The sequence below is a fragment of the Flavobacterium gelidilacus DSM 15343 genome, from assembly GCF_000422685.1.
In the GTDB taxonomy this organism is placed as follows: domain Bacteria; phylum Bacteroidota; class Bacteroidia; order Flavobacteriales; family Flavobacteriaceae; genus Flavobacterium; species Flavobacterium gelidilacus.
Genome location: NZ_KE383903.1, coordinates 439,142 through 464,214 on the forward strand (window position 1 = coordinate 439,142; position 25,073 = coordinate 464,214).

Annotated in this window: 19 protein-coding genes, 1 tRNA gene and 1 pseudogene; 9 read left to right on the forward strand and 12 right to left on the reverse strand. The window is 30.6% G+C overall.

Annotated elements, in window-relative coordinates; all coding sequences use genetic code 11:
* Positions 1-21: 21 nt before the first annotated feature.
* Complete coding sequence (locus tag G507_RS17970) at positions 22-447, reverse strand: VOC family protein (protein ID WP_342662432.1); 426 nt, start codon at positions 445-447, stop codon at positions 22-24.
* Positions 430-1,380, reverse strand: a pseudogene (locus G507_RS16930) (2-hydroxyacid dehydrogenase); the annotation flags it as partial. The gene G507_RS17970 and the pseudogene G507_RS16930, both read right to left, overlap by 18 nt.
* A gap of 76 nt (positions 1,381-1,456) precedes the next feature.
* On the opposite strand from G507_RS16930, the gene G507_RS0111730 reads away from it, so the two are divergent.
* A complete protein-coding gene (locus G507_RS0111730; RefSeq protein ID WP_157496597.1) occupies positions 1,457-2,131 on the forward strand; it encodes a hypothetical protein in 675 nt (224 codons plus the stop codon).
* A gap of 2 nt (positions 2,132-2,133) precedes the next feature.
* Here the strand turns inward: G507_RS0111730 and mgtE are convergent, their stop codons facing one another.
* The 6 genes from mgtE to serS form a co-directional block, all read right to left on the reverse strand.
* Positions 2,134-3,486 (reverse strand): magnesium transporter, encoded by a 1,353-nt coding sequence (gene mgtE / locus G507_RS0111735; protein WP_026717656.1) that lies wholly within the window; start codon positions 3,484-3,486, stop codon positions 2,134-2,136.
* Positions 3,476-4,252, reverse strand: coding sequence for a 16S rRNA (adenine(1518)-N(6)/adenine(1519)-N(6))-dimethyltransferase RsmA (gene rsmA, locus G507_RS0111740; protein WP_157496599.1), 777 nt, complete (start codon positions 4,250-4,252; stop codon positions 3,476-3,478). The genes mgtE and rsmA overlap by 11 nt, the downstream gene beginning before the upstream one ends.
* A gap of 57 nt (positions 4,253-4,309) precedes the next feature.
* Positions 4,310-4,618 (reverse strand): GIY-YIG nuclease family protein, encoded by a 309-nt coding sequence (locus G507_RS0111745; RefSeq protein ID WP_342662433.1) that lies wholly within the window; start codon positions 4,616-4,618, stop codon positions 4,310-4,312.
* Positions 4,619-4,686: 68 nt separating this feature from the next.
* Positions 4,687-5,010, reverse strand: a complete 324-nt coding sequence (locus tag G507_RS0111750) for a DUF4286 family protein (RefSeq protein ID WP_026717659.1) — start codon at positions 5,008-5,010, stop codon at positions 4,687-4,689.
* Positions 5,011-5,024: 14 nt separating this feature from the next.
* Entirely contained in the window at positions 5,025-6,800 is a 1,776-nt protein-coding gene (locus G507_RS0111755) for a tetratricopeptide repeat protein (RefSeq protein ID WP_026717660.1), read from the reverse strand.
* Positions 6,801-6,884: 84 nt separating this feature from the next.
* Positions 6,885-8,156, reverse strand: coding sequence for a serine--tRNA ligase (gene serS / locus G507_RS0111760; RefSeq protein ID WP_026717661.1), 1,272 nt, complete (start codon positions 8,154-8,156; stop codon positions 6,885-6,887).
* 158 nt (positions 8,157-8,314) lie between these two features.
* Between serS and G507_RS0111765 the strand changes: the two genes are divergently transcribed.
* From G507_RS0111765 to G507_RS0111780, 4 genes are all read left to right on the forward strand, one after another.
* A complete protein-coding gene (locus G507_RS0111765; protein WP_026717662.1) occupies positions 8,315-10,255 on the forward strand; it encodes a M1 family metallopeptidase in 1,941 nt (646 codons plus the stop codon).
* Between the two features lie 73 nt (positions 10,256-10,328).
* Complete coding sequence (gene rseP, locus G507_RS0111770) at positions 10,329-11,651, forward strand: RIP metalloprotease RseP (protein ID WP_026717663.1); 1,323 nt, start codon at positions 10,329-10,331, stop codon at positions 11,649-11,651.
* Positions 11,652-11,764: 113 nt separating this feature from the next.
* Positions 11,765-11,838, forward strand: a tRNA-Asn gene (locus G507_RS0111775).
* A 123-nt stretch (positions 11,839-11,961) separates the two neighbouring features.
* Positions 11,962-16,035: a T9SS type B sorting domain-containing protein gene (locus tag G507_RS0111780; RefSeq protein ID WP_026717664.1), complete on the forward strand. Its 4,074-nt coding sequence runs from the start codon at positions 11,962-11,964 to the stop codon at positions 16,033-16,035.
* Here the strand turns inward: G507_RS0111780 and G507_RS0111785 are convergent.
* Complete coding sequence (locus G507_RS0111785; RefSeq protein WP_026717665.1) at positions 16,022-16,636, reverse strand: 2OG-Fe(II) oxygenase; 615 nt, start codon at positions 16,634-16,636, stop codon at positions 16,022-16,024. The genes G507_RS0111780 and G507_RS0111785 overlap by 14 nt on opposite strands.
* A 243-nt stretch (positions 16,637-16,879) precedes the next feature.
* Here G507_RS0111785 and G507_RS0111790 point away from each other — a divergent pair, with 243 nt between their 5' ends.
* On the forward strand, positions 16,880-18,214 hold the full coding sequence (locus G507_RS0111790; RefSeq protein ID WP_026717666.1) for an ammonium transporter: 1,335 nt from the start codon (positions 16,880-16,882) through the stop codon (positions 18,212-18,214).
* A gap of 56 nt (positions 18,215-18,270) precedes the next feature.
* A complete protein-coding gene (locus G507_RS0111795; RefSeq protein WP_026717667.1) occupies positions 18,271-18,780 on the forward strand; it encodes a nuclear transport factor 2 family protein in 510 nt (169 codons plus the stop codon).
* A 2-nt stretch (positions 18,781-18,782) separates the two neighbouring features.
* Here G507_RS0111795 and G507_RS0111800 read toward each other — a convergent pair whose 3' ends face one another.
* A complete protein-coding gene (locus G507_RS0111800; RefSeq protein ID WP_026717668.1) occupies positions 18,783-19,739 on the reverse strand; it encodes an L-threonine 3-dehydrogenase in 957 nt (318 codons plus the stop codon).
* Positions 19,740-19,989: 250 nt separating this feature from the next.
* On the opposite strand from G507_RS0111800, the gene G507_RS16935 reads away from it, so the two are divergent.
* The gene (locus tag G507_RS16935; protein WP_051191672.1) at positions 19,990-20,634 is read left to right on the forward strand and encodes a hypothetical protein; all 645 of its coding nucleotides are present in this window, start codon (positions 19,990-19,992) and stop codon (positions 20,632-20,634) included.
* A gap of 46 nt (positions 20,635-20,680) precedes the next feature.
* Positions 20,681-23,992, forward strand: coding sequence for a transcription-repair coupling factor (gene mfd, locus G507_RS0111810; protein WP_245575620.1), 3,312 nt, complete (start codon positions 20,681-20,683; stop codon positions 23,990-23,992).
* Here mfd and G507_RS0111815 read toward each other — a convergent pair whose 3' ends face one another.
* Both G507_RS0111815 and G507_RS0111820 read right to left on the reverse strand, forming a co-directional pair.
* Positions 23,993-24,652 (reverse strand): aspartate kinase, encoded by a 660-nt coding sequence (locus G507_RS0111815; protein WP_026717670.1) that lies wholly within the window; start codon positions 24,650-24,652, stop codon positions 23,993-23,995. It lies immediately after the preceding gene.
* Positions 24,653-24,713: 61 nt separating this feature from the next.
* Positions 24,714-25,073 carry a YraN family protein gene (locus G507_RS0111820; RefSeq protein ID WP_026717671.1) on the reverse strand — a complete coding sequence of 120 codons (360 nt, stop codon included), beginning with the start codon at positions 25,071-25,073 and terminating at the stop codon, positions 24,714-24,716.

A 25,073-nucleotide genomic window follows, 5' to 3' on the forward strand; every position in this document is an offset into this window, starting at 1 on the left:
AGTTAGTTTATAAAGTTGTTTTTATTGAAATACTGAGTCAATCGGTTCCCAAAGTTCAATTTTGTTGTTTTCTGGGTCAAGAATCCAAGCAAACTTTCCATACTCATAAGTCTGCATTTCATCTATAATTGTTACACCTTCTTGTACTAATTTTTTTAATAATGTTTCTAAGTCATGTACTCGAAAGTTTTGCATGAACTGTTTTTCGGAAGGTTCAAAGTAGTTTGTGTCATTTTTAAAAGTACTCCATTGTGTCGAACAATCGTTTCCTTTTTCATCTTTCCACCAAAAAGTACAACCATAATCATCTGTGTTAAAACCTAAATGCTTTTTGTACCATTCCTTAATCTCATTAGGGTTTTCAGTTTTGAAGAAAAAGCCACCAATTCCTGTAACTCGTTTTTCTTCTACTTCTGAAATTTCTTCTTTTCTGTAAATTGCTTTGATTTTATCAACTATCGTTTGTGCTAATTTTTCGTGACTTTCAAATGTCCAACCGGCAATATGTGGTGTTAATAATACGTTTTCCGCTTGACGTAAATATTCGAAACTTTCGTTTTTACTTTCTTCATCAAATAAATTTTCAAAAGATAGTTTTTCGTATTCCAAAACATCTAAACCAGCACCTAAAACTTTTCCTGATTTTAAGGCTTCCACTAAATCTGAAGTCACAACACTTTTTCCACGAGCTGTGTTGATTAACCAAAATGGTTTTTGAAAAGCATTTAGGCATGCAGCATTCACCATTTTATCTGTTTCTGGTGTCCAAGGAATGTGTAAACTCAGCACATCTGCTTTTTCTTGAAGTTCTTTTAAAGTGACTTGTTTTGCATTGGCATCAGCAACATTTTCTTGAATATCATAGCATAAAACTTCAACCTCAAAACCTCTTAGCTTTTTAGCAAAAGCTTTTCCCATATTTCCGTAACCGATTATTCCAACCGTTTTTCCGTCTAACTCATGTCCACGATTGGCTTCACGATTCCATTGACCATTTTTGACTTCCGCATTAGCTTTATTAAGGTTGTTGAATAGAGAAAGTAACATTCCTAACGCTTGTTCTCCAACAGCATTTCTATTACCTTCTGGAGCAGCAATTAGTTGAATGTTCTTTGAAGTTGCGTAATCACAATCAATACTTTCTAAACCCGCTCCTACTCTTGCAATAAATTGAAGATTTGTAGCTTTATCTATAAATGTTTTATCAATTTTAAAGCGACTTCGAATTACAATTCCGTGATAGTTATGAATTTTGGCTTCGATTTCTTCTTTAGTTGAAGTAAAATCTTCTTCGTTTTGAAATCCTAACTCTTTTAATTGTTCAATTAATAAAGGATTATTGGAATCTATATGAAGGATTTTTATGTTTTTGGTTGTCATGATTTTGTATAAAAGGTTAAAGATAATTTTTTTCTAAAACTTTCTTATAAATATATTTTTTCTTTACTTTTAAAAAATGAAAAAACTATTCTTCTTTCTGTTATTAAGTCAAACTCTTCATGCACAACATATTTATGATTTTGACTATATGTTAGAATATAAAAACAAAATTGATTCAACGAAACTTATTTCAAATCCAACCTATTTAGTAAATTCTAATGCAAACAATTATTTTGTACTCATTTACAAAAAAGATAGTTTGAATATTGATTTGCATTTTGGAGAAATGAATGGAAAAAAACAACCCAGAGTATTTTCAACTGTAAATGCAATGGATTTCATTGTGAATAAATCAATTTTTGTTTCGTGTGAAGCAATTATGTATGCTTCTGAATATCCTTTTAAATATAAAGTAAAAGATTACTATTTTGAAAACTTAAAAGACACATTAATTGAAAATGTATCTTATTATCATTATACTATAAAATCTAATCGAAGTTTAAAATATCAAAAAAGAAATAATATCGATCAGTTTCATTATATAGTTGATAAAAACAGTAATTCATTTTTACCTTATTTTACACATCAGACAGTATATGAAAAATATATAACAGACAAGAAACTAATTCCAAATGGAATCCTAAAAATAAAATACTATACCAATTGGGAAAATAAAATTACAAATAAATGGGTTTTGGAAAAAATAACTCCTGTTAAAAAAGAATTGATTATTCCCGAAGATTGCGATTAAAATTAAAACCCTAAAATAACTTTAGCAATAGTAAAGAAAATTATAATTCCCATTATATCGTTACTAGTTGTTATAAATGGTCCTGTTGCAAGTGCTGGATCAACACCATATTTATCTAGAATAATAGGTATAAAAGTTCCAATCAAAGATGCCATAATAATAACCGAAAGTAAGGCTAATGAAACTGTAAACCCTGTTATCATATCAATGTCTAGCAAAAAATAACTCCCTATAATTAATAGAACGGCTAATATAAATCCGTTAAGTAAGCCTAATGATAATTCTTTTAATAATCGTTTAAAAAGTGAGCCAGATAAGGCATTATTTGCCAAACCTTGAACAATAATCGCAGACGATTGAACACCAACATTTCCAGCCATTGCAGCAATTAAAGGTGTAAAAAAGAACAATTCTGGATGAACATCCATTGCTGGTCCATATAAACCTAAAACTTTAACCGAAATAAATCCACCAAAAAGGGCTAAAACTAACCAAGGCAATCGGGCTTTTGTTAATTCAAAAATACTATCATCTGCTTCAACATCTTGTGAAATACCTGCTGCTAATTGGTAATCTTTATCTGCTTCTTCTTTAATTACGTCAACAATATCATCAATAGTAATTCTACCTACTAAACGTCCTAATTCATCTACAACTGGAATAGCTTCCAAGTCATATTTTTGCATAATTCTTGCCACCTCAACATTCTCTGTATCAACCTTTACATAATCGACTTTTGCAATATATATATCACCAATTGGCGTTTTTGTAGAAGTGGTTAATAAGTCTTTTAATGAAAGCCTTCCTTTTAATCGATTTTCATCATCAACAACATAAATAGAATGTACACGAGTAACATTTTCAGCTTGAGCGCGCATTTCTTTAACACAAGTTAGTACATTCCAATTTTCATTGACTTTTACCAACTCTTTTGCCATCAAACCACCAGCAGAATCCTCATCATAGCGAAGTAAATCAACAATATCTTTGGCGTGTTCAACATCTTCTAGTTCAGAAATTACTTGTTCTTTTCTTTCTTTAGAAAGCTCTCCAATAATGTCAGCGGCATCATTTGTGCTTAGCTCATCTAGTTCTTCTGCAATTTCTTTAGGTGATAAGTTTCTAAGGATTTTCTCTCTAACATCATCATCTAATTCTAAAAGTATTTCAGCTGTTTTTTCGGAATCTAAAGTGTTGAAAATATAACTCGCTTCATGACTATCAAGCTCGTCCATAATTTCGGCAATATCAGCAAAGTGAACATCAAGAAGTAAGTCGTGTAGCTCTTTTTCTTTATTTTCACTAATAAGTTGCTCTATTTGAGCAATGAATTCTTTGCTGATTTTAAACTCCATCGGCGTCTATTTTTTGGGTGATTTCTATAAATTGTTCAACTGAAAGTTGTTCTGGTCGAAGGTCAAAGATAACATCTTCTTTTAAACTATCCGAAAACGCAAAGGTTTTTAGACTGTTTCTTAATGTTTTTCGTCTTTGTTGAAAGGCTGTTTTTACAACTCTAAAGAATAATTTTTCATCACAAGGCAAAGTAAAATTCTCTTTTCGTGTTAAACGCAAAACACCTGAATCTACTTTTGGTGGTGGATTAAAAACTTCTGGTGGCACGGTAAATAAATATTCCGTATCAAAAAATGCTTGCGTTAAAACGGATAAAATTCCGTACACTTTACTTCCTTTTTTTTCACAAATACGTAGCGCAACTTCTTTTTGAAACATTCCAGCAAATTCAGGAACTTGAGTTCGCATTTCTATAGCTTTGAAAAGAATTTGAGAAGAGATATTATAAGGAAAATTTCCAATGATGGCAAATTGTTCTCCTTTAAAAATCTCGTTCAAATCGTACTTTAAAAAATCCTTAGAAATTATATTATTAGCTAAATTTAAATAATGTGTTTGTAAATACTCTACTGATTCTGTGTCAATTTCTACTACAAATGTTTCTGTAGGCTTTTCTAAAATATATTTTGTCAAAACACCCATTCCTGGACCAACTTCTATAGTTTTTGAATAGCCAGAATAAGTCAATGCATCTGCTATTTTTTGAGCGATGGATTCATCTGTTAGGAAATGTTGACCTAAATGTTTTTTTGCTTTTACTGACATGTTCTGTTTTTTCATTCCCGAGAAATCGGGAATCTTTTAATTACTTAATTTCTTAATTTACCATTCTAATGATAAGTCAATCCATTCTTTATTGTGCTCTTCAATTAACTGTTCTTTCCATTTACGATTCCATTTTTTAATTCTTTTCTCTCTTAGAATTGCATCATTTATATAACCATGAACTTCATAATAAACCAGTTTATCAACATTGTATCTATAAGTAAAACCTTTATTTACTCTATCTTTATGTTCTAATATTCTTCTTTGAATGTTATTTGTCACTCCAACGTACAAAACAGAATTATTTTTATTAGCTAAAATATATACATAAACATCTTTCTGGTATAACTCATAAATTTTAAAGATTGATTTTTAAAATAAATGCTTCTGTGTTTTAAAAGTTTTCCGATTTCTCGGAAAAGACTTTAGTGAATCTAATTTTCGCTGTGAAAATGCTCACTCAAAACTTCCAATTCAGTTCTAAAAGCAAGCATTTTATCACCAAAAAGCTCTAAGCTTTCTTTTCGTAATCTTGGTGCATGGTTTAGGTAATAGTCGTTTAATTTTTCTTTTGAATCTGAAAAGAACTGAACCGAATAGGTTGCTCCTTCATCTTCATTTACTAAAACTTTCACAAGTCTAGCATTGTTGAATAATCCTGTTGCCAAAACATCTGAAATGTGTTTGTTTTGCATCCATTGCAACCACTTGTTATGGATTGAATGGTCAATATTTACTGTAACGTTGTATATAATCATTTAAATGTGTTTTCTTAAATAGCATCTCCACGAAGCAAACGGAATTGTTTTCTAGCTTCCGTGAAATGAATGCTATCTGCGTGTTCAAAAATCATTTTTTCGTATAATGGTTTTGCTTTCTCATTATCATTTAGATATTTTCTATAAATTTCAGCAGAAAAAAATAAGGCTTCATCTACATAAATTCCGTCTGAATGATTGTCTAAAATATTTTTATAATAAACTAAAGCATTTGTGTAATCTTTCTTCTTTTCATAAATCTGTGCGATTTTAAAAAGAGCATTATCTTCTATTGTATCTCCTTTATATTTTTCAAGAATTTCTAAAAATTGGGACAAAGCTAATTCATTCTTATTTTGATAAGTTAGCAAATCTGCTTTTGAAAATGCTTTTAGGGCAACTCTTGTACTATCTTCTGCTGAATTGTCACTAATCAATAAAAACAATTCAATGGCATCATTGGCAATCAATAAACTTGAAGATTGTTTTAAAACCTTTACTTGTTGTAATGCCCAATCGAAATCTTGCTTATAATAACTAGTTTCAGCCATTTTCATACTTGCCTCATGTGATTTTTCGTCATTTTTTAAAGTTTCTGAAATTTGAGCATAATACAAAATCGCTTGGTTAAATTTTTCGTCTAAAACTAATATGTCAGCTAATTCCATCTTAACTTCACTTTCTTGTCTTGGTGCTAACCTAAGAGATAAGGCATTATCCAAAGTAACTTTTGCCTTGTCAAATTGTTTCATATAAAAAGCATCAAAATGTGCCGATAATAGTTGCAATTCTAAAGTGAAAGGAGAAATCCCGTATTGTTTTACTAGACTTTCTATTGTTTGTTGAATAACTGGATATTCTTTTTCTGAAGATTCTTCAATTTGCATTGAAATTAAAAAATCGTGAGCCATAATTTGTAAACCGTAATCTTGCGTATTTTCTAAAATGAATTGAAAAATGGTTTTTGCTGTTTCATTTTCTTTTTCTTCCATAGCAAATTTGGCTAAATTCACAATGTTGTAAAACCCTTCAGGATTACGTTTATAAATTGCTTTCTCTTGTGTAAATGCTTTTCCGTATTCTTTTTGTTGCATAAAATACCAACTCAAAAATTGATTCCAATAAATATCCTGATTTTTCTGTACTCTAATTAAAAGTGCTTTTTTAATATACTCTGTAAAATTTCCTTCCGTGTCTTCACTAATAAATCTAGTTAGTTGATTTTGAACAAGTGGGGTGTTATTTTGATTGCTAAAAGAATAATCTAACAGTTTTTCAACCATTAAATCTAAATTTCCCATTTGTCCATTTAGTAAAGCAATTTGATAATCAAAGTTTAAATTTGGATTTCCTAATTTTCCAACTTCATATGCTTTGATTGCCCAATCTAACAATGTTTTTTGTTCAAATACCGATGCCACAGAATAAGCATAATTGGATTGTAAAACGACTTGTTCTATAGCTAAATTATAGTTTTCAGTTGCTTTAGCTTCGTTTTTTTGTAATTGAAAATTATAGCCTAATTCTACATATAATGTAGGTGTTTTAGAAATTTTCATTTTATATAAAATAGCCGTTTCTGCTTTATCGTATTGTTTTAATTGTTGATAACATTCAATCATTTTTTGAAAAAACGCAGGATTCCCTGGCTGTTTCACAACAATTTCTTCAAGTAAAGTAATTGCTTTATCAAATTCACCTCTATCAAAATAATTATAGGCTAACTGCTCAGATTGAGCCTTAACACTTACTGATAGAAGTAAACAAAAAAGAATAAAAAGTTTTCTCATACAATTACTTAGAAACAAATAATGTACTAAAGTAACATTTTTTATGCCAATTTAGTACATTGTTTTTATAAAGATTAACGTTTATTAGTCAATGATATCAAATCCTGTATATCTTCTTAATACTTCTGGAATTACAATTCCTTCTGGTGTTTGATAATTTTCTAAAATTCCAGCTAAGACTCTTGGTAGGGCTAATGAACTTCCGTTTAAAGTATGAGCCAATTGGTTTTTTCCGTCTTTGTCTTTGAATCTTAATTTTAAACGATTGGCTTGAAAAGTTTCAAAATTGGATACTGAACTTATTTCTAACCAACGTTCTTGAGCGGTTGAATATACTTCAAAATCATAAGTCAAAGCAGACGCAAAACTCATATCACCACCACATAAACGCAAAATTCTATATGGTAATTTAAGTTCGTTTAATATTTCTTTTACATGTTCTACCATCATGTCTAAAGCTTTGTATGAATTCTCTGGATGTTCAATTCGTACAATTTCAACTTTATCAAATTGGTGCAAACGATTTAAACCTCTAACATGTGCTCCCCAAGAACCAGCTTCTCTTCTAAAACAAGGTGTATAACCTGTAGCTAAAACTGGTAATTCATTTTCTTGAAGAATTACATCTCTAAAAATATTGGTTACCGGAACTTCTGCTGTTGGAATTAGATATAAATTATCTTTTGCATCGTGATACATTTGACCTTCTTTATCTGGCAATTGTCCTGTTCCATAAGCTGATGCTTCATTTACCAAAAGAGGCACTTGATACTCTTGATATCCTGCATCAATATTTTTATCTAAGAAATAAGAAATTAAAGCACGTTGTAATTTTGCTCCTTTTCCTTTATAAACTGGAAAACCTGGTGCCGTTATTTTTGTGCCTAATTCAAAATCAACAATGTCGTATTTTTTTATTAATTCCCAATGAGGTAAAGCTCCTTCGTGAAGCGTTGGAATAGTTCCTTCTTCAAAAACATTTTCGTTTTCTTCTGGAGTTTTTCCGTTAGGAACTATTTCTGCTGGTAAATTTGGTAATTTATATAATTCTTCTTCTAATTGAGCTGAAAGAGTATTTAACGTTACTTTTAAAACTTCTATTTGCTCTTTGAACTGTGTTGTTTTACTTTTTAGAATCTCAGCTTTAGCTTTTTCACCATTACGCATTAAATCACCAATGTCTTTGGATACTTTATTGGATTCCGCAAGAATTGTATCAAGAGCAACTTGTGTTGATCTTCTTTTTTCATCAAAGTTAATTATGTCTTCGACAATCGATTTAGCATCCATATTTTTCTTTGCTAATCGTGTGATAACTTCTTCCTTGTTTTCTCTAATAAATTGTATTTGTAACATAGTAAATAATTTAAGAATGCAAATGTATAAAATAGAAAGTTTAGATGCTAAAAATAGCGCAAAACAGTTGCTAAATTTCTTTTAATTTCCTTAAAATTTAGATAAGATAAAAACTATCTTCAGAAAAAAACTTTACATTTGGGTAAAATTCAAAAAAAATGAAAAAATTCATACTCCTATTTGTACTGATTTTAAGCTCAATATCATTTGCCCAAACAGATACTTCTGAATTTGAAAAAATGGTTGAAGCTGAAATGAAATCGGCTGCAAAAATTCAAAATTTGACGGTAAATCCAAATACTCAAAATTACGATATTACTTATCATGAATTACGTTTTACTGTTGATCCAGCTATTTATAACATTAGTGGAATTGTAACTACAACTTTTACTGCATTAGCTAATATGTCAACAATAACATTTGACATGAGTGATTCTATGACTGTAAGTTCTGTTACTAGAAATGGACAACCGTTAACCTTTACACAAAACACTAATAAAGAATTAGTAATTAACTTTCCAACTGCAATTGCAACAGGAACAAGCGCAACAGTTGTAATTACTTATGCTGGACCACCAGAAAGCAATGGTTTTGGATCTTTTACAACAACAAATCATAATGGAACTCCCGTTTTGTGGACTTTATCTGAACCTTTTGGAGCAAGAGATTGGTGGCCTTGTAAACAAGATTTAAATGACAAAGTAAATAGTATAGATGTTTATATTACAGCACCTTCACAATATACAAGTGTTACAAATGGACTAGAAGTTTCTCAAAGTATAGTTGGCACAAGTAAAACAACACATTTTCATCATGGGTATGCCATTCCGGCTTATTTAATTGCCATTGCGGTTACAAATTATCAAATTCATAATCAACAAGCTGGTTTAGGAACAACAGCAAGTCCTTTTTTTCCAATTGTTAATTATATGTATCCCGAAACGGCTACAAATAACATAAATAGTGTTGCAATTACGCCAACAATAATGAATTTTTATGAGGCAACTTTTACACCTTATCCCTTTAGAAATGAAAAATATGGTCATGCTCAATTTGGTTGGGGAGGCGGAATGGAACATACAACAGTTTCATTTATGACCGCAAATGGACTTGGAGCTTATAGTCGAAGTTTAATTGCACACGAATTAGGTCATCAATGGTTTGGTGACAAAGTTACATGTGGTTCTTGGAGAGACATTTGGTTAAATGAAGGTTTTGCAACCTATTTGGCTTCATTGGTCATTGAAAATTTAGATGGAGCAACTGCTTTTGTTTCTGATAAAAATAACATGATAAACAATATTACTTCTCAAACTAGTGGAGCTGTTTATTTAACTGAAACTGAAGCAGAAAATGTTAATCGAATATTTAGTAGTAGACTATCCTACAACAAAGGTGCAATGGTTTTAGAAATGTTGCGTTGGAAAATGGGAGATACAATGTTTTTTCAAGCTTTACGCAATTATTTAAATGACAGCAATTTGGCTTATGCCTATGCTTTAACTCCAAATTTACAAGCTCATTTAGAAGCCGTTTACGGAAGTTCATTAACTGAATTTTTTAACGATTGGATTTACAATCAAGGATATCCAACTTACACAATTAATGCTACTCCAATAAATTCTACTCAAGTTCAAATTACGGTAAACCAAAATCAATCGCACTCTAGCGTTACTTTCTTTGAAATGCCAATTGAAATTCGTTTAACTGGTTCTGGAAGTCAGGTTTATGATGCTAGATTAGAAAACGTTTCAAACGGACAACAATTTATAGTAAATGTTCCTTTTGTTGTAACTGGTGTAACTTTTGATCCTAATAAACACCTTATTTCCAAAAACAACACAGCTGCTTTAGCTAATTTGACTTTTGAATTGCAAGAATCTATTATATTATCTCCTAATCCTGCAAATTCATTTGTAGAGTTAATAGTTCCTGATACTATATTGCTTGAAAAAGTAGAAATATATAATACTTTAGGTCAATTAATTTCAACAAAAACAACTTCACAATTTAATATAGAAGATTTGTCAACTGGACTATTCATTGCTAGAATTTATACAAATGAAGGGGTCGTAGTTAAAAATCTATTAAAAAAATAAATCCTTTTAAAAAATAATTGTCAGAAGTAAGGTGAAAACCTTACTTTTGTCACTTATAAAATTAAGTACAACAATGATTCAAGTAGCACAAATTCTATTTATATTATCCGTATTAGTTATTCTTCATGAGTTTGGTCATTATATAGCGGCCAAAATATTTAAAGTAAGAGTAGAAAAATTCTATCTTTTTATGGATGCAGGATTCTCTTTAGTTAAGAAAAAAATTGGGGAAACTGAGTGGGGAATTGGTTGGTTACCAATTGGTGGTTATGTTAAACTTTCAGGAATGATTGATGAAAGTATGGACGTTGAACAAATGAACAGCGAGCCAGAAGAATGGGAATTTAGAGCAAAACCAGCATGGCAACGTTTAATAATTATGCTTGGTGGAATTATTGTAAATATCCTTTTAGCTTGGTTTATATATTTAATCATGTTTTCTACAGTTGGACAAAAATATGTTTCAACAGAAGCCATGCAAAAAAATGGTCTTTCATTTGGAGAGGTAGGTAAAAGTGTTGGATTTAAAGATGGTGATAGAATTTTATCTGTTGATGGAAAATTACAGCCAAAATTCAATTGGATGATCATCGATGTTCTTTTAAGTGATAAAATCGAAATAGAACGAGACGGTAAGAAAATAGAATTAGATTTAACTGAAGAACAAAAAGGTGAAATTATAAGTAAAGAAGGTAAAGGATTTGCTTATCCTAGAGTCACAAATGCAATTATAGATTCTTTGTCAAGTGCTAATAGCATAAACTCTGGATTTAAAAAAGAAGATTTGATAGTAGGAATAAATGGTCAAAAAGTTCCATTTTATGATCAACTTTCTGGAGAGTTAGAAAAAAACAAAAACGATAGTATTACAATTGATATATTGAGAAATGGAAATGCTTTGTCGATAAAAACATTAGTTGATAAAGAAGGCAAAATTGGCTTTAGACCAACCTTTAAAGACTCAACAGACTACCTTATAAATAACAAATTAAGCATAGGCGATGCAGTTCCTGCTGCAGCAAAAGAAGCTTGGCAGTTATTAGTTTATAATGTAAAACAATTTAAATTAATTTTAAGTCCAAAAACTGAAGCTTACAAACAGGTTAAAAGTCCAGTTGGAATTGCAAGAATTTTACCTGATGAGTGGAATTGGGAGTTTATTTGGAATTTTACAGCTTTATTTTCAATTGGATTAGCTTTCATTAATTTATTGCCTATTCCTGGTTTAGATGGTGGACATGCTCTTTTTACAATAGTAGAAATGATAACTGGAAAAACTTTAAGCGTAAAAGCTGCAGAAAGAGTTCAGACGTTTGGAATGATTATCTTATTGACTTTGATGGCTTTAACCTTTGGTAAAGATATTTATCAATTAATCGTCGATAAATTATTTTAAATTTTATTAAAAAAAGTTTGCAAGAATAAAAATGTATGCTATATTTGCACTCGCAAAAAGGGTATTAATCCTTGGCACATAAAGAGAATTATTGAGATTAAAAACATACAGTTTCCTTCTTAGCTCAGTTGGTTAGAGCATCTGACTGTTAATCAGAGGGTCCTTGGTTCGAGCCCAAGAGAGGGAGCTTTAAAAGCCTAGCAGCAATGTTAGGCTTTTTTTATATACTTTTTTTTCTGAATTTTCGTTTATATTAAATTGTATATATTTGTGTTTTAATTTGTTAATCATTTTCATAAAGCCCCAAACTGTGAAAAAATTAATTTTTCTTGTATGCTTATATTCATTCATAGGCTACAGCCAGACTATTACTGTTGACAGTAATACTTATTCAGCTTCAGATTTAGCCAATTTATTGGTTACTAATTCTTGTATTACTCCCACAAATGTCTCTTACTCTTCAGATCAATCTGTTGCTTATTTTAACAAGAACGGCTCAGCCTTTCCAATAAATCAGGGTGTCATCATTAGAAATGGAGTAGCACAACATTCAGAAGGAGTTTATTCTGGAAACAACCTAAGTAGTCAAGTGAATTCTAATAGTGATGTTGACCTTCAAAATTTAAGTAATAGCTCTGGACAAACTTCAACCATAACAGATGCGGCTTATTTACAATTTGATTTTGTGCCTATATCTAATAATTTTAATTTTAGATTTTTATTTGCCTCAAATGAATATGGAGAGTTTCAATGTGGATTTAGCGATGTATTCGCTTTTTTATTAACTGATTTAACAACAGGAGTAACCACAAATATAGCGGTTGTTCCAGGTACTAATACGCCAATTTCTGTAAAAGATATTAGAAACAATGCTTATAATTCTTCTTGTGGTTCTGTTAATCCAAGTTTGTTTAATATTTACAATGTTAACAATCCTGCTACTTCAAGTTTAAACATGAGAGGTTTTACTCAGGTTTTAAATGCATCGGCGGCAACAATTCCCAATAATCCCTATAGAATAAAACTTGTAATAGGTGATTACAATGATGCTGATTACGATTCAGCTGTTTTTGTTTCGGCTGGAAGTTTTAATAGTACCGTAAATTTAGGCCCAGACTCAAGTCTTTGCCTAGGAAACAACACTACTATTACATCTGGTTTAAATGCTACTGAATATAATCATACATGGACATTAAATGGGGTTATAATTCCTGGAGAAACAAACAACACTTTAAACATTACTCAAGCTGGAACTTACACGGTGACAATTGTTAAATCTGGCTCAAGCTGTCAGTTGACTGACACAATTATTTTTACTGACTTACAAGTTAATACTCCTCAAGACATATATCTCTGTAACAATGGAACTGGCAATTATACATTTGATTTAACTGAGAATAACGCTGCCGCTTTAGGCATTAATTCAAGCCAATATCAAATTTTTTATTACAATTCAATAGCTAATGTAAATGCGAATAACCCAATTCCTTCCTCAAGTTTAAATGCTTATGCGAGTAATGGAAATGAAACAATATACATTAAGCTTTTAAACATAAGCACTAATACATTTTGTAGTGCACAATATTTATTTGATTTATTGGTGAATAGCCCTGTTATTGCTAATCAACCAAGTAATATAAATCTTTGTAATACTGCCGCATCTTTAACTGTAGATTTAACAACTCAAAACAGTCAAATACTGAATGGACAAAATTCAAGTAATTTAACAATTACATATTACAACTCCGAACAAGATGCAACCAACAATACAAATCCAATAAGTTCATCAACAACTGTAACATTAGCAACTTCACCTAAAACAGTTTGGGTTAGAGTTGAAAGCACTACAAATTCAACCTGTTTTGCTGTAACTAGTTTTCAAATTATAGTAAATCCTAGACCTCAAGTAGACTCAATTCCAGAGGTTATTGCTTGTGAAAACTATACACTTCCTGCCTTAACAAACGGAGCTTATTACACAGGTCCAAATGGTTCTGGCAATCAATTATATCCAAATGACATAATTGACGAAACCGGAACTTATTACATTTATAACGGCCCTGATGCAAATGGTTGTACTAATCAGACTTCGTTTTTGGCAACATTCATGGATGAATATGAAATTGATTTAGAACATTGTGGTCAATTTATAGTTCCAAAACCTAAAGCCGGTGATTTTTACACTGGTACTGGTGGACCATCTGGAACCGGAGTACTTATTCCTGAAGGCACAATAATTACAATAGATCAGACAATTTATTTTTATGTAACATTTAATGGTGTTTTCTGCAGAGAAGAAGCATTTCCTTTAACGATTCATCCGTTACCTCCAGTAGATTCTTTAAGTGATGTAGTAACCTGTGGAAGCCATACTTTGCCAGTAATTACAAATGGAAACTATTTTACAGGAATCAATGGTAGTGGTACACCCTTATTTGCTGGAAATACTATTACAGCAACTGATACTATTTATATTTTTGCAAATGATGGTACATGTACAAATGAAACCTCTTTTTATGTAGCAATTTTAAATCAACCTATCCCTAGAGTTGTTTGTGGAAGTTATACATTACCAGTATTAGCCGCTGGAAGTTATTACACACAAATTGGTGGACAAGGCACAATAATTCCTGCCGGAACTGCAATTACTAGCTCTCAAACCATTTATGTTTTTGCAAATACAACTTCAACGCCTAATTGTACTTCAACATATACTTTACCAATTACAATAAAACCTAAACCGGTTGTAGATGATTTAGACGACGTAATTAGATGTGCAAACAATCCATTTGAATTACCTGTATTATCGGGTGGAAATTATTATACTGCCACAAATGGTGGTGGGACTATGTTAAATGCTGGAGATATTATTTCTACAACACAAACCCTATATATTTATGACATATTAGATGGTTGTCCAAATGAAACTGATTTTAATGTTGAAATTGTTCCTCTTCCTCCTGTAGAAAATTTGACAGATGTTTTTAGATGTAATCCTTTTATATTGCCAAATTTAACCAATGGAACATACTATACTGAACCTGCGGGAAATGGAACTATAATTCCAAATGGAACTACAATTGATACAACTCAAGTTATATATATATTCAATGAGCCATTAGATGCAAATGGTTGTTATGCTGAAACTGTTTTTCAAGTAAATATTTTAGGTATAGAAGTAGGTTCTTTTGATGATATTACAGCATGTGATAGCTATACTTTACCTGCTTTAACAATTGGAGATTATTTCTGGCAATCTGGGGGTGTTGATCCAATTCAAACTTCTGATTTTACATTTAATACTCCAGGAACATATACGGTTTTTGTTTATGTGCAGAATGGTGGTCGAATTTTTTGTAGCGATGAAGCATCATTTACTATTACTATATCTGAAACTCCAATATTACCAAGTTTGACAAGTATTGTAAAATGTGGAACTTATACTTTACCTACTTTAGATAATTCGACTTATAATGTAAATTATTATTTGGGTCAAAATGGAATTGACATTATAAATCTAGCTGACTATACTTTAACGACTCCAGGAACATATACTATTTATGTTTATGCAACTGCTTTTAACAACCCAAATTGTAGTGATGAAACTTCATTTTCATTAACTATTTATCCTTTATTAGATTTAGGTTTAGAAGATGTTTTTATGTGCGTTGACCCAATAACTAATGATGTTATTCAACCCGCATTTATAAATACAAACTTAAGCCCTTTACTTTTTACAGTTAACTGGTATTTTAACAACACTCTAATCTATACTGGTCCATCTTATAACGCCACCCAAATTGGAACATACACCATTGAAACCATTAAATTGACTCCAGATTCTGGTTCAAATTGTAATTATGCTACTACAACTGTTTTAGTTTCTCAATCTAGTTATGCAGTTGCTGAAGCAGTAGTTTCAACTGACTTTGATGATAGCGCTTCAATAACTATAAATATTTTAAATGGTTATGGTGAATACGAATACCAATTAGATAACACAGGAGGCTTTCAATCTAGTAATGTCTTTAACAATGTTTCGTCTGGCGAACATATTATTTATGTTAAAGATGTTTTAGGTAACTGTAACGACATATTCATAACAGCAACTGTTTTAAAATATCCAAAATATTTTACTCCAAATGGAGATGGCTTTAATGATACTTGGAATATTTGGGATTTAAGAGATAGTCCAAATGCTATAGTTTCAATTTTTGATCGTTATGGTAAATTTATTAAACAGTTTAAAACTTCTGGTTTTGGATGGGATGGAAAATTAAACGGAATTGATTTGCCAGCTACAGATTATTGGTTTGTAGTTAATTATTTCAATAAAAATAGTGAAGCAAAAGAATTTAAATCTCACTTTGCTATGAAACGATAACATCAATAAGGTCTTTTCGAAGCCAACCTGTTATGCTTAAGCGTAATTGGTTGGTTTCTAAAACTTCGTGCTCCAACTCATTACTTTTAAAAAAAACTGTTTTACGATTTATTGGACTAACTATTTGTGATTTTTCGCCATCATAAACTTTCAACTCGCCTCCATCACCTTCTTTCCAATCCACATTCAAATAAGTTATCATTGAAAATTGACGATTACTCGTGTCTTGAAATTGGTCTAAATGTCGTTTGTAAAAAGTTCCCGGCTTATACAAAGCATAATGAAATTCATAACTTTTTATTCCCGTAAAACATTCTTTATTTAGGTAAGTAATAAAGTCTTCAATTAGAGCAAAAAACTCTATTTCATGTGGGTTGTTATTTTCTTTGTCTAACCAATAAATAACATCACTACGGATTTCTTTATTTTTTGCAAACGTACCAAAATGACCAATTCCAGCAGATTTTAATTCTTCGTCTTTGTATAATTTAAGCAAATTATTTTTTAAACTATTTGCTAAAGCTTCACTTAAAAAATCTTTAGAAATACCTATTTTACTGTCAATATAACTTGAAATCAATTCTTCAAAACTATCGTTCATTGTATAAGTTATCTGAATTGACAAACAACGTGCGAATTTAGTCTATTTTTTAAGTTGTAAAATAATTTTAGCACATATTGTATATAAAAATAATTTAGCCCTGAAAAAACAATAATTTGATAAAAATCATTCATTTAAATATAAATATGATAAAAATCAAACTTCAACCCTGTTTTTTTTAACTCAAAAAACAATTAAAGACATATTTTATTAATTTTACCCTAAAATTTAAAGGGCATTAGCATGAAAATTGAAAAAAAATGGATTATTTCATTCAGTATTATAACAATCTTAGCAATAACCAGTTTATTTTGGACTCCTTCAAATAATTTAAAAGATCAATTTTTACCTGAGTCAGAAATTAACGTCGCTGATGTTGCTTGGCTTCTAACTTCGTCTTCTTTTGTCTTATTAATGACTCCAGGTCTTTCTTTCTTTTATGGCGGAATGGTTGGACGAAAAAATGTTATTTCAACTATGCTTCAAAGTTTTATTTGCCTAGGTGTTGTTTCATTGGTTTGGGTTGTAGTTGGTTTTAGTTTGGCTTTTGGCTCTTCTATTGGATTTACTATTGATGGAACATATTATGGCCTTATAGGAAACCCTTTTGACTTTGCCTTTTTTAACAATGTTGGTGTTTTACCTCACAAAAACCTAGCATCAACCTTACCGTTTGTCCTTTTTGCCCTTTTTCAAATGAAATTTGCTGTAATTACTCCTGCTATAATTACTGGCTCTTTTGCCGAGAGAGTTCGATTTATCTCTTATTTATTATTTATTTGTTTGTTTACTTTATTTATTTACACTCCTTTATGTCACATGGTATGGCATCCAAATGGTTTACTAGGTGCTTACTTTGGCGTAAAAGATTTTGCTGGAGGAACAGTTGTTCATATGAGTGCAGGTTTTGCAGCATTAGCAGGAGTTTTAACTTTAGGAAAACGTAAAAACAATGAACATATTCCAACAAATATTCCTTTTGTTTTATTAGGAACTGGTATGCTTTGGTTTGGGTGGTTTGGCTTTAATGCAGGTTCATCATTAGCGGCAAATGGAACAGCTGCGATGGCATTTGCTACAACAACTATAGCTTCTGCTTCTGCTATGATTACTTGGATATTTTTTGATAGAATTAATGGTAGAAAAGTATCAGCTTTAGGTGCTTGTATCGGAGCTGTTGTTGGATTAGTTGCTATTACTCCTGCTGCTGGATTTATAACAATTCCAGAAAGCATCTTTTTTGGATTTATAACTGCAATTGTCTCAAACAAAATGTTGAACTGGAAAAAATTAAAAGCTATAGATGACACTTTAGATGTCTTTGCTTGTCACGGAATTGGTGGAATAATGGGAATGATCTTAACCGCTATTTTTGCTCAAGGTGAAAATGCAAGTCTTTTACACGGTGGTTGGTCTGTTTTTGGACATCATATGACGGCTCTTGTTTTGGTGTCTTTATTTACTTTTTTTGGTTCAATGCTGCTTTTTAAAATTACAAATAGTATAATTCCAATAAGAGTTTCCGAATCTTCTGAAAGAATTGGTCTTGATTTATCGCAACATGATGAAAAATTTTAACAGTTTGCAATAGCGGTAAAATAATTTTGTACATTTAAAATTAATTTATCCCTAAAATGAAAAAGTCTATTCTATATATTTTAACTGTTATAATTTTAAGTTCTTGTGCTGTTAAAAAAGAAATGTCTCAGGATACTGAGAAATTAAAGATCAACTCAATACTTGATAAGTGGCATAAAGATGCTGCCGAAACTAATTTTGATTCCTATTTTGATGCAATTGCCGATGATGGAATTTTCATTGGAACTGATGCGACAGAAAACTGGAACAAAAAAGAATTTATGGCTTTTGCTAAACCCTTTTTTGACAACAAAAAAGCTTGGGATTTTACATCACTTGAAAGAAATATTTATTTTTCTACTGATGGGAAAACAGCTTGGTTTGATGAATTATTAAATACGCAAATGAAAATTTGCAGAGGTTCAGGAGTTTTAGTTAAAATAAATAATGATTGGAAAATCAAACATTATGTGCTTTCTATGACTATTCCAAATGACAACACAAATGAAGTTGTTTCAATAAAATCAGCCATTGAAAATCAAATTATAAAAGAAAAAAGCAAATAAAACTACTTATTGTATTTATGTTCTTTTAAATTTTTAAACATTTCAGTGGTCATGTTCTCTATATTGAAATCATTTTGCCAATGCCAATCTTCTCTTGCACATGAATCATCAATACTTGCCGGCCAACTATCTGCTATTTTTTGTCTAAAATCGGGTTCATAGCTCATTACAAAATCAGGATAGTGTTTTTTGATTTCTGAAGCAATTTGTTCTGGAGTAAAACTCATTGCACTTAAATTATAAGATGAACGGATTTTTATTTGCTCTTCAGGTGCTTGCATAATTTGCACAGTAGCTTTTATAGCATCATCCATATACATCATTGGCAAAGCTGTATCCTTAGATAAAAAACTAGTATAATTTCCAGTCAAAATAGCTTGATGATATATTTCAACTGCGTAATCTGTTGTTCCACCACCTGGCTCTGAAACCCAACTAATTAAACCTGGATAACGAATACTTCTTACATCAACACCATATTGTTTACTATAATATTCACACCAACGTTCTCCAGATTGTTTACTAATCCCATAAACCGTTGAAGGTTCCATAATTGTATATTGTGGCGTATTTTGTCTTGGTGTAGTTGGTCCAAAAACAGCGATACTTGAAGGCCAAAAAACTTTTTTAATTTTTCCTGCTTTAGCAATATTTAATACGTGGAAAAGCGAATTCATATTCAAATCCCAAGCAAATGCCGGATTTTTTTCAGCTGTAGCTGATAACAATGCTGCCATCAAATATACATCTGTAATTTCATATTGCTCAACCAAATGATCAATTTGATTGTAATCTAAAGCATTAACAACTTCAAAAATCCCATTATTTACAACATCTATATTTAATTTTCTAATGTCTGAAGCTACTACATTCTCTATACCATAAATCTCACGAAGTTTTTTGGTAAGTTCTGTTCCTATTTGCCCACAAGCACCGATAATTAAAACTTTTGTTTTCATAAATCCCTTTAAATTTTGCTACACAAATATAGTATATTCAAGTATTGAATTGTAGAATTATACCCTAATTTTTTGCTAAATGTTTAAAAATTTCTCAATATCAACACTTTTGATTTAAGAAGTCTCAAAAACCAAAGCTATGTTCCTGAATTGCTTGCTTTTAATTTTTTTGCCAAATTGTGTTAACTTATGCTAATTACTATACTTTGTTTTTTTAAACATTTGTACATTTGTAATCCAATTGAAATTTATGTATAAATCTATTGTCGTTTTATTTCTATCAATTTTCTTGTTTTCGTGTGAAAAAGATAATACAAAAGCTGAAAACGAAAAAATTATTGCGAAAAACACCCAAACCTTTAATTTGGTTAATTCGGTGTGGAATTTAAAAACACCAACACTTTCTCCAACAGCACAAAATGAAGTCGCAAATTGGAATGAATGGCAACAATTTGTTATTGAAGTAAATCAAAAACCAAAAAGCAATTTAACGGCTTTTCAATTGAAAACTAAGAATATATCTTCAAAAATTGATTCCCTTCAGTTAAATATTCCACCTCAATTTGACAAACCTCAAGTTAAAAGTAGAATTGCAGCTTTAAATACGAAAATTAAAATGCTTGATACATTTATTCATTTAACAGATGTGCCTCAAAACAAAATTAAAGCGTTAATTCCCGAAATAAACGAAGAAATTAGTGCTTTAGTTGGTCAATGGGAAGAAATTATTGTTAAAAAAAGAATACCCAAAGAAGTTGGTGAAGAATACATGATTAAAGCTTTAGATACTGCTAGAAATGCAAACCCTGAATTGATGATGGAGAAAATGAAACAGCAAGATTCTATAAATAATTCACTAAACAAAAGGAAATCTCCTTTTATAAATAAAAAATAGTTTTTTGAAACCTGAAATAGCCAATTCTTATCTAAAATCTGCAAAAATTTCTGCTTTTGCCGAATCGTTAGCGCACCAAAATCAAAAAATTCATGCCAAAGGTTTATTGGGTTCTTCGATTTCCTTTGTGATTCAAGCCTTGTTTGAAAAAACAGAATTACCGTTTCTGCTCTTGTTTAATGACAAGGAAGAAGCGGCTTATTATTTAAATGATTTAGAATCGCTTATCAATACAAATGATGTGTTGTTTTATCCAGGTTCATACAGAAGACCATATCAAATTGAAGAAACAGATAATGCTAATATTTTGCTTCGTGCAGAAGTATTAAATCGAATAAATTCTAGAAAAAAACCGGCAATTATCGTTTCTTATCCTGAAGCCTTATTTGAAAAAGTGGTTACTCGAAAAGAATTAGAAAAAAACACTTTAAAGGTTTCCATAAACGATAAATTATCAATTGATTTTATTAACGAAACCCTTTTTGAATACAATTTCAAAAGAGTAGATTTTGTAACTGAACCCGGAGAATTCTCTGTTCGTGGTGGAATTATTGATGTATTCTCTTTTTCTAACGATCATCCTTACAGAATTGAATTTTTTGGAAACGAAGTTGATAGCATCAGAAGTTTTGATGTGGAAACCCAACTTTCAGTTGAAAAACTAAAGAAAATTTCAATTATTCCTAATGTTGAAAATAAGTTTTTAGATGAAAATCGTGAAACATTTCTGAATTATATCAATGATAAAACTGTCATTTTTACTCAGAATACAGAATTAGTTTGCAATCAATTAGATAAATTATTTGCAAAAGCCATTGAAGCTTTTGATAAACTTTCGAAAGATATCAAACACGCTCAACCAAAAGAATTGTTTGTCAATCAAGAGCAATTTTTAAAACAAGCGCTAAATTTCAATATAGTTGAATTAAATAACACCGCTTTATTCAAAACAACGAAGGAATTTGAATTTCACATTCAACCTCAACCTTCTTTTAATAAGCAATTTGATTTATTACTGAATAATTTAAGTGAAAATCATTTCAACGGAATTAAGAATTATTTGTTCTGTTCCAATCAAAATCAAGCCAATCGTTTTCATGATATTTTTGAAGATTTGGATGAGGAAAATCACGAAAGTGTAAGAAAGCAATATAAAACAGTTGTTTTATCAATTTATCAAGGTTTTATCGATGAAGAATTACAAATAGCTTGTTATACTGATCATCAAATTTTTGAACGTTATCACAAGTTCAACATCAAGAGTAATTACTCTAAAAAACAAACCATTACGCTTAAAGAATTAACTTCTTTGAATGTTGGTGATTATGTTACACATATTGATCACGGAATTGGAAAATTTGGTGGTTTACAAAAAATTCAGGTTGAAGGAAAAACCCAAGAAGCTATTAAAATCGCTTACGCTGATAATGATATCGTTTATGTAAGTATTCATTCCTTACACAAGATTTCGAAGTTTAATGGAAAAGACGGAATTGCTCCAAAAATCTACAAATTAGGAAGTAGTGCTTGGAAAACTTTAAAACAAAAAACTAAAGCTCGTGTAAAACATATTGCATTTAATTTGATTCAATTGTATGCGAAACGAAGATTGGAAAAAGGATTTCAATTTGCACCGGATAGTTATTTACAAAAAGAATTAGAAAGTTCTTTCATTTATGAAGATACACCCGATCAAATTACCGCTACAGCTGATGTAAAAGCTGATATGGAAAACGAACGACCAATGGATCGATTAGTTTGTGGTGATGTTGGTTTTGGAAAAACAGAAGTCGCAATCCGTGCTGCATTTAAAGCTGTTGATAATGGAAAACAAGTTGCTATTTTAGTTCCAACTACAATTTTGGCTTATCAACATTATAGAACTTTTACAGAACGTTTGAAAGAAATGCCAGTAACGGTGAGTTATTTAAACCGATTTAGAACTGCGAAACAAAAAGCTGAAACCATAAAAGAATTAGCTGAAGGAAAAGTTGATATCATTATTGGAACTCATCAATTAGTTAATAAAAATGTAGTTTTTAAAGATTTAGGTTTATTGATTGTGGATGAAGAGCAAAAGTTTGGGGTTAACGTAAAAGATAAATTAAAAACCATTGCTGCGAATGTTGATACATTGACATTAACGGCAACTCCAATTCCGAGAACTTTGCAGTTTTCATTGATGGCTGCCCGTGATTTATCTGTAATTACAACGCCTCCACCAAATCGTTATCCGATTGAAACCAATGTTATTCGTTTTAGTGAAGAATTAATTCGTGATGCCATTACTTATGAAATTCAGCGAAATGGTCAAGTTTTCTTTATTAATAATCGAATAGAAAACATCAAAGAAGTTGCAGGAATGATTCAAAGATTAGTGCCAGATGCACGAGTTGGAATTGGTCACGGACAAATGGATGGTAAAAAGTTAGAAGAATTAATGCTAGCTTTTATGGAAGGAGAATTTGATGTTTTAGTAGCAACAACTATTATTGAAAGCGGTTTAGATGTACCAAACGCGAATACGATTTTCATCAATAATGCAAATAATTTTGGTTTATCAGATTTGCATCAAATGCGTGGAAGAGTTGGTCGTAGTAATAAAAAAGCGTTTTGTTATTTTATAACGCCACCATATTCAATGATGACAAGTGAAGCTCAAAAACGTATTAATGCTTTAGAGCAATTCAGCGAATTAGGAAGTGGTTTTAACATTGCCATGAAGGATTTAGAAATTCGTGGTGCTGGAGATTTATTAGGTGGTGAACAAAGTGGTTTTATGAATGATATTGGTTTTGATACGTATCAAAAAATCATGAATGAAGCCATTGATGAATTGAAAGAAAACGAATTCAAGGATTTATATGTAACTGAAAACGATATTGAAACTAAAGAATTTGTAAAAGACATATTGATTGATGCTGATTTTGAATTGTTATTTCCAGATGATTATATCAATAGTGTTTCGGAACGATTGGCTTTGTATAACGAATTAGGAACTATAAAAACCGAAGAACAATTACTAGCTTTCGAACAAAAACTAATTGACAGATTTGGAGCTCTTCCAAAACAAGCTATAGCTTTATTAAATAGTGTTCGAATAAAATGGATTGCAACCCGAATAGGTCTAGAAAAACTAATCATGAAACAAGGCAAAATGATTGGTTATTTCATAAGTGATCAGCAATCTAATTTTTATCAATCCCAACGATTTATAAAAGTTATGCAATTTGTGCAACACAATGGAAACATTTGCAAACTAAAAGAAAAAGACACTAAAAACGGATTACGCTTATTGCTAACTTTTGATAATGTAAAAAGTATTAATAAGGCTTTGGAATTGATGCAACGGTTTTAGTTAAACATTCTTTAAATCCTTAATAACTCTAAAAGCAATATCAACTTGTTGTTCACTTACTAAAAAAGTAAATTCATTTGAAGTAGAAATCACCTCATAAAGTACGATACCTTCCCAAGCTAAACGTTGAAAAATGTAGTAGTAAACACCAGGCACATTTACATTTTCATTGGGTAGTTTTATAGTAATAGATGATAAATCTTTTAACTTTTGTATTTGTTTTTCTCCAGTAAAAAGTTCTTCAATAGTTCTATCCATTGAATTACTCAACACAATATTGATTTCATTAACACCACGGGAAGAAGTATAAAAAACATCTTTTTGAAGATTGATTTTTGTAATTAATTCGGCATGTTTATTCAAAATTGAATCCGAAATAGCATAAGTATAATCATTTAAAGAAGAACGAACTGTTATTTCACCAATATTCTTGATTACTTTAATGACTTTATGATTTATTTTAAAATCTAATTCTTCTGTCAACCTCTTTAAAGCCATTACAACAGCACCTTGCTTAATGTCTTTACCCAATTGTTTTTCCACTTCTGGCATCATATTCCTAGCTAAAGAAGTAAGATTAATTATTCCTTCAGATAATGAATTTAATAAAAACGGTTTTGTTTTTAAATAATGCTCTACAAAAGATGATACGGTCTTCATTTATAAAATTTTTGCAATGATACAAAATAAAAACAAATTGTTACAGTTATAACAATATATTTTAAAAATAATAAAAGGCTTCTTCAATATGCTCAATATCAATAGCCGATTTAGTGTAATGAATCGCAATAATATCAAAACGAACTGTTACATCTAAATCTTTACTAACCACATATTCATTTATAGCTTTTACCAGTAATTGGATCTTTTTTGGTTTTACAAAATCTTGTGGTAATCCAAACTCTAAACTAGATCGCGTTTTGACTTCAACTACAGCTAAAATTCCTGTCTTTTGCGCAATAATATCTACTTCTGCTTTTTGAAAACGCCAATTTCTATCGAGAATTTCATAACCGCTTTTACGCAAGAAATCAACAGCTAAATCTTCTCCTAATTGTCCTAATTCGTTATGCTCTGCCAT

Bases quoted from the DNA above. Each gene is read 5' to 3' on its own strand.
- G507_RS0111750 (WP_026717659.1), bottom strand. From the start codon at position 5,010: ATGATTATATACAACGTTACAGTAAATATTGACCATTCAATCCATAAC.
- rseP (WP_026717663.1), top strand. From the start codon at position 10,329: ATGATTCAAGTAGCACAAATTCTATTTATATTATCCGTATTAGTTATT.
- serS (WP_026717661.1), bottom strand. From the start codon at position 8,156: ATGTTACAAATACAATTTATTAGAGAAAACAAGGAAGAAGTTATCACA.
- G507_RS0111795 (WP_026717667.1), top strand. From the start codon at position 18,271: ATGAAAAAGTCTATTCTATATATTTTAACTGTTATAATTTTAAGTTCT.
- G507_RS0111820 (WP_026717671.1), bottom strand. From the start codon at position 25,073: ATGGCAGAGCATAACGAATTAGGACAATTAGGAGAAGATTTAGCTGTT.
- G507_RS16935 (WP_051191672.1), top strand. From the start codon at position 19,990: ATGTATAAATCTATTGTCGTTTTATTTCTATCAATTTTCTTGTTTTCG.
- G507_RS0111815 (WP_026717670.1), bottom strand. From the start codon at position 24,652: ATGAAGACCGTATCATCTTTTGTAGAGCATTATTTAAAAACAAAACCG.
- G507_RS0111785 (WP_026717665.1), bottom strand. From the start codon at position 16,636: ATGAACGATAGTTTTGAAGAATTGATTTCAAGTTATATTGACAGTAAA.
- G507_RS0111790 (WP_026717666.1), top strand. From the start codon at position 16,880: ATGAAAATTGAAAAAAAATGGATTATTTCATTCAGTATTATAACAATC.
- G507_RS0111765 (WP_026717662.1), top strand. From the start codon at position 8,315: ATGAAAAAATTCATACTCCTATTTGTACTGATTTTAAGCTCAATATCA.
- G507_RS0111800 (WP_026717668.1), bottom strand. From the start codon at position 19,739: ATGAAAACAAAAGTTTTAATTATCGGTGCTTGTGGGCAAATAGGAACA.
- G507_RS0111755 (WP_026717660.1), bottom strand. From the start codon at position 6,800: ATGAGAAAACTTTTTATTCTTTTTTGTTTACTTCTATCAGTAAGTGTT.
- mgtE (WP_026717656.1), bottom strand. From the start codon at position 3,486: ATGGAGTTTAAAATCAGCAAAGAATTCATTGCTCAAATAGAGCAACTT.
- rsmA (WP_157496599.1), bottom strand. From the start codon at position 4,252: ATGTCAGTAAAAGCAAAAAAACATTTAGGTCAACATTTCCTAACAGAT.
- G507_RS0111730 (WP_157496597.1), top strand. From the start codon at position 1,457: ATGAAAAAACTATTCTTCTTTCTGTTATTAAGTCAAACTCTTCATGCA.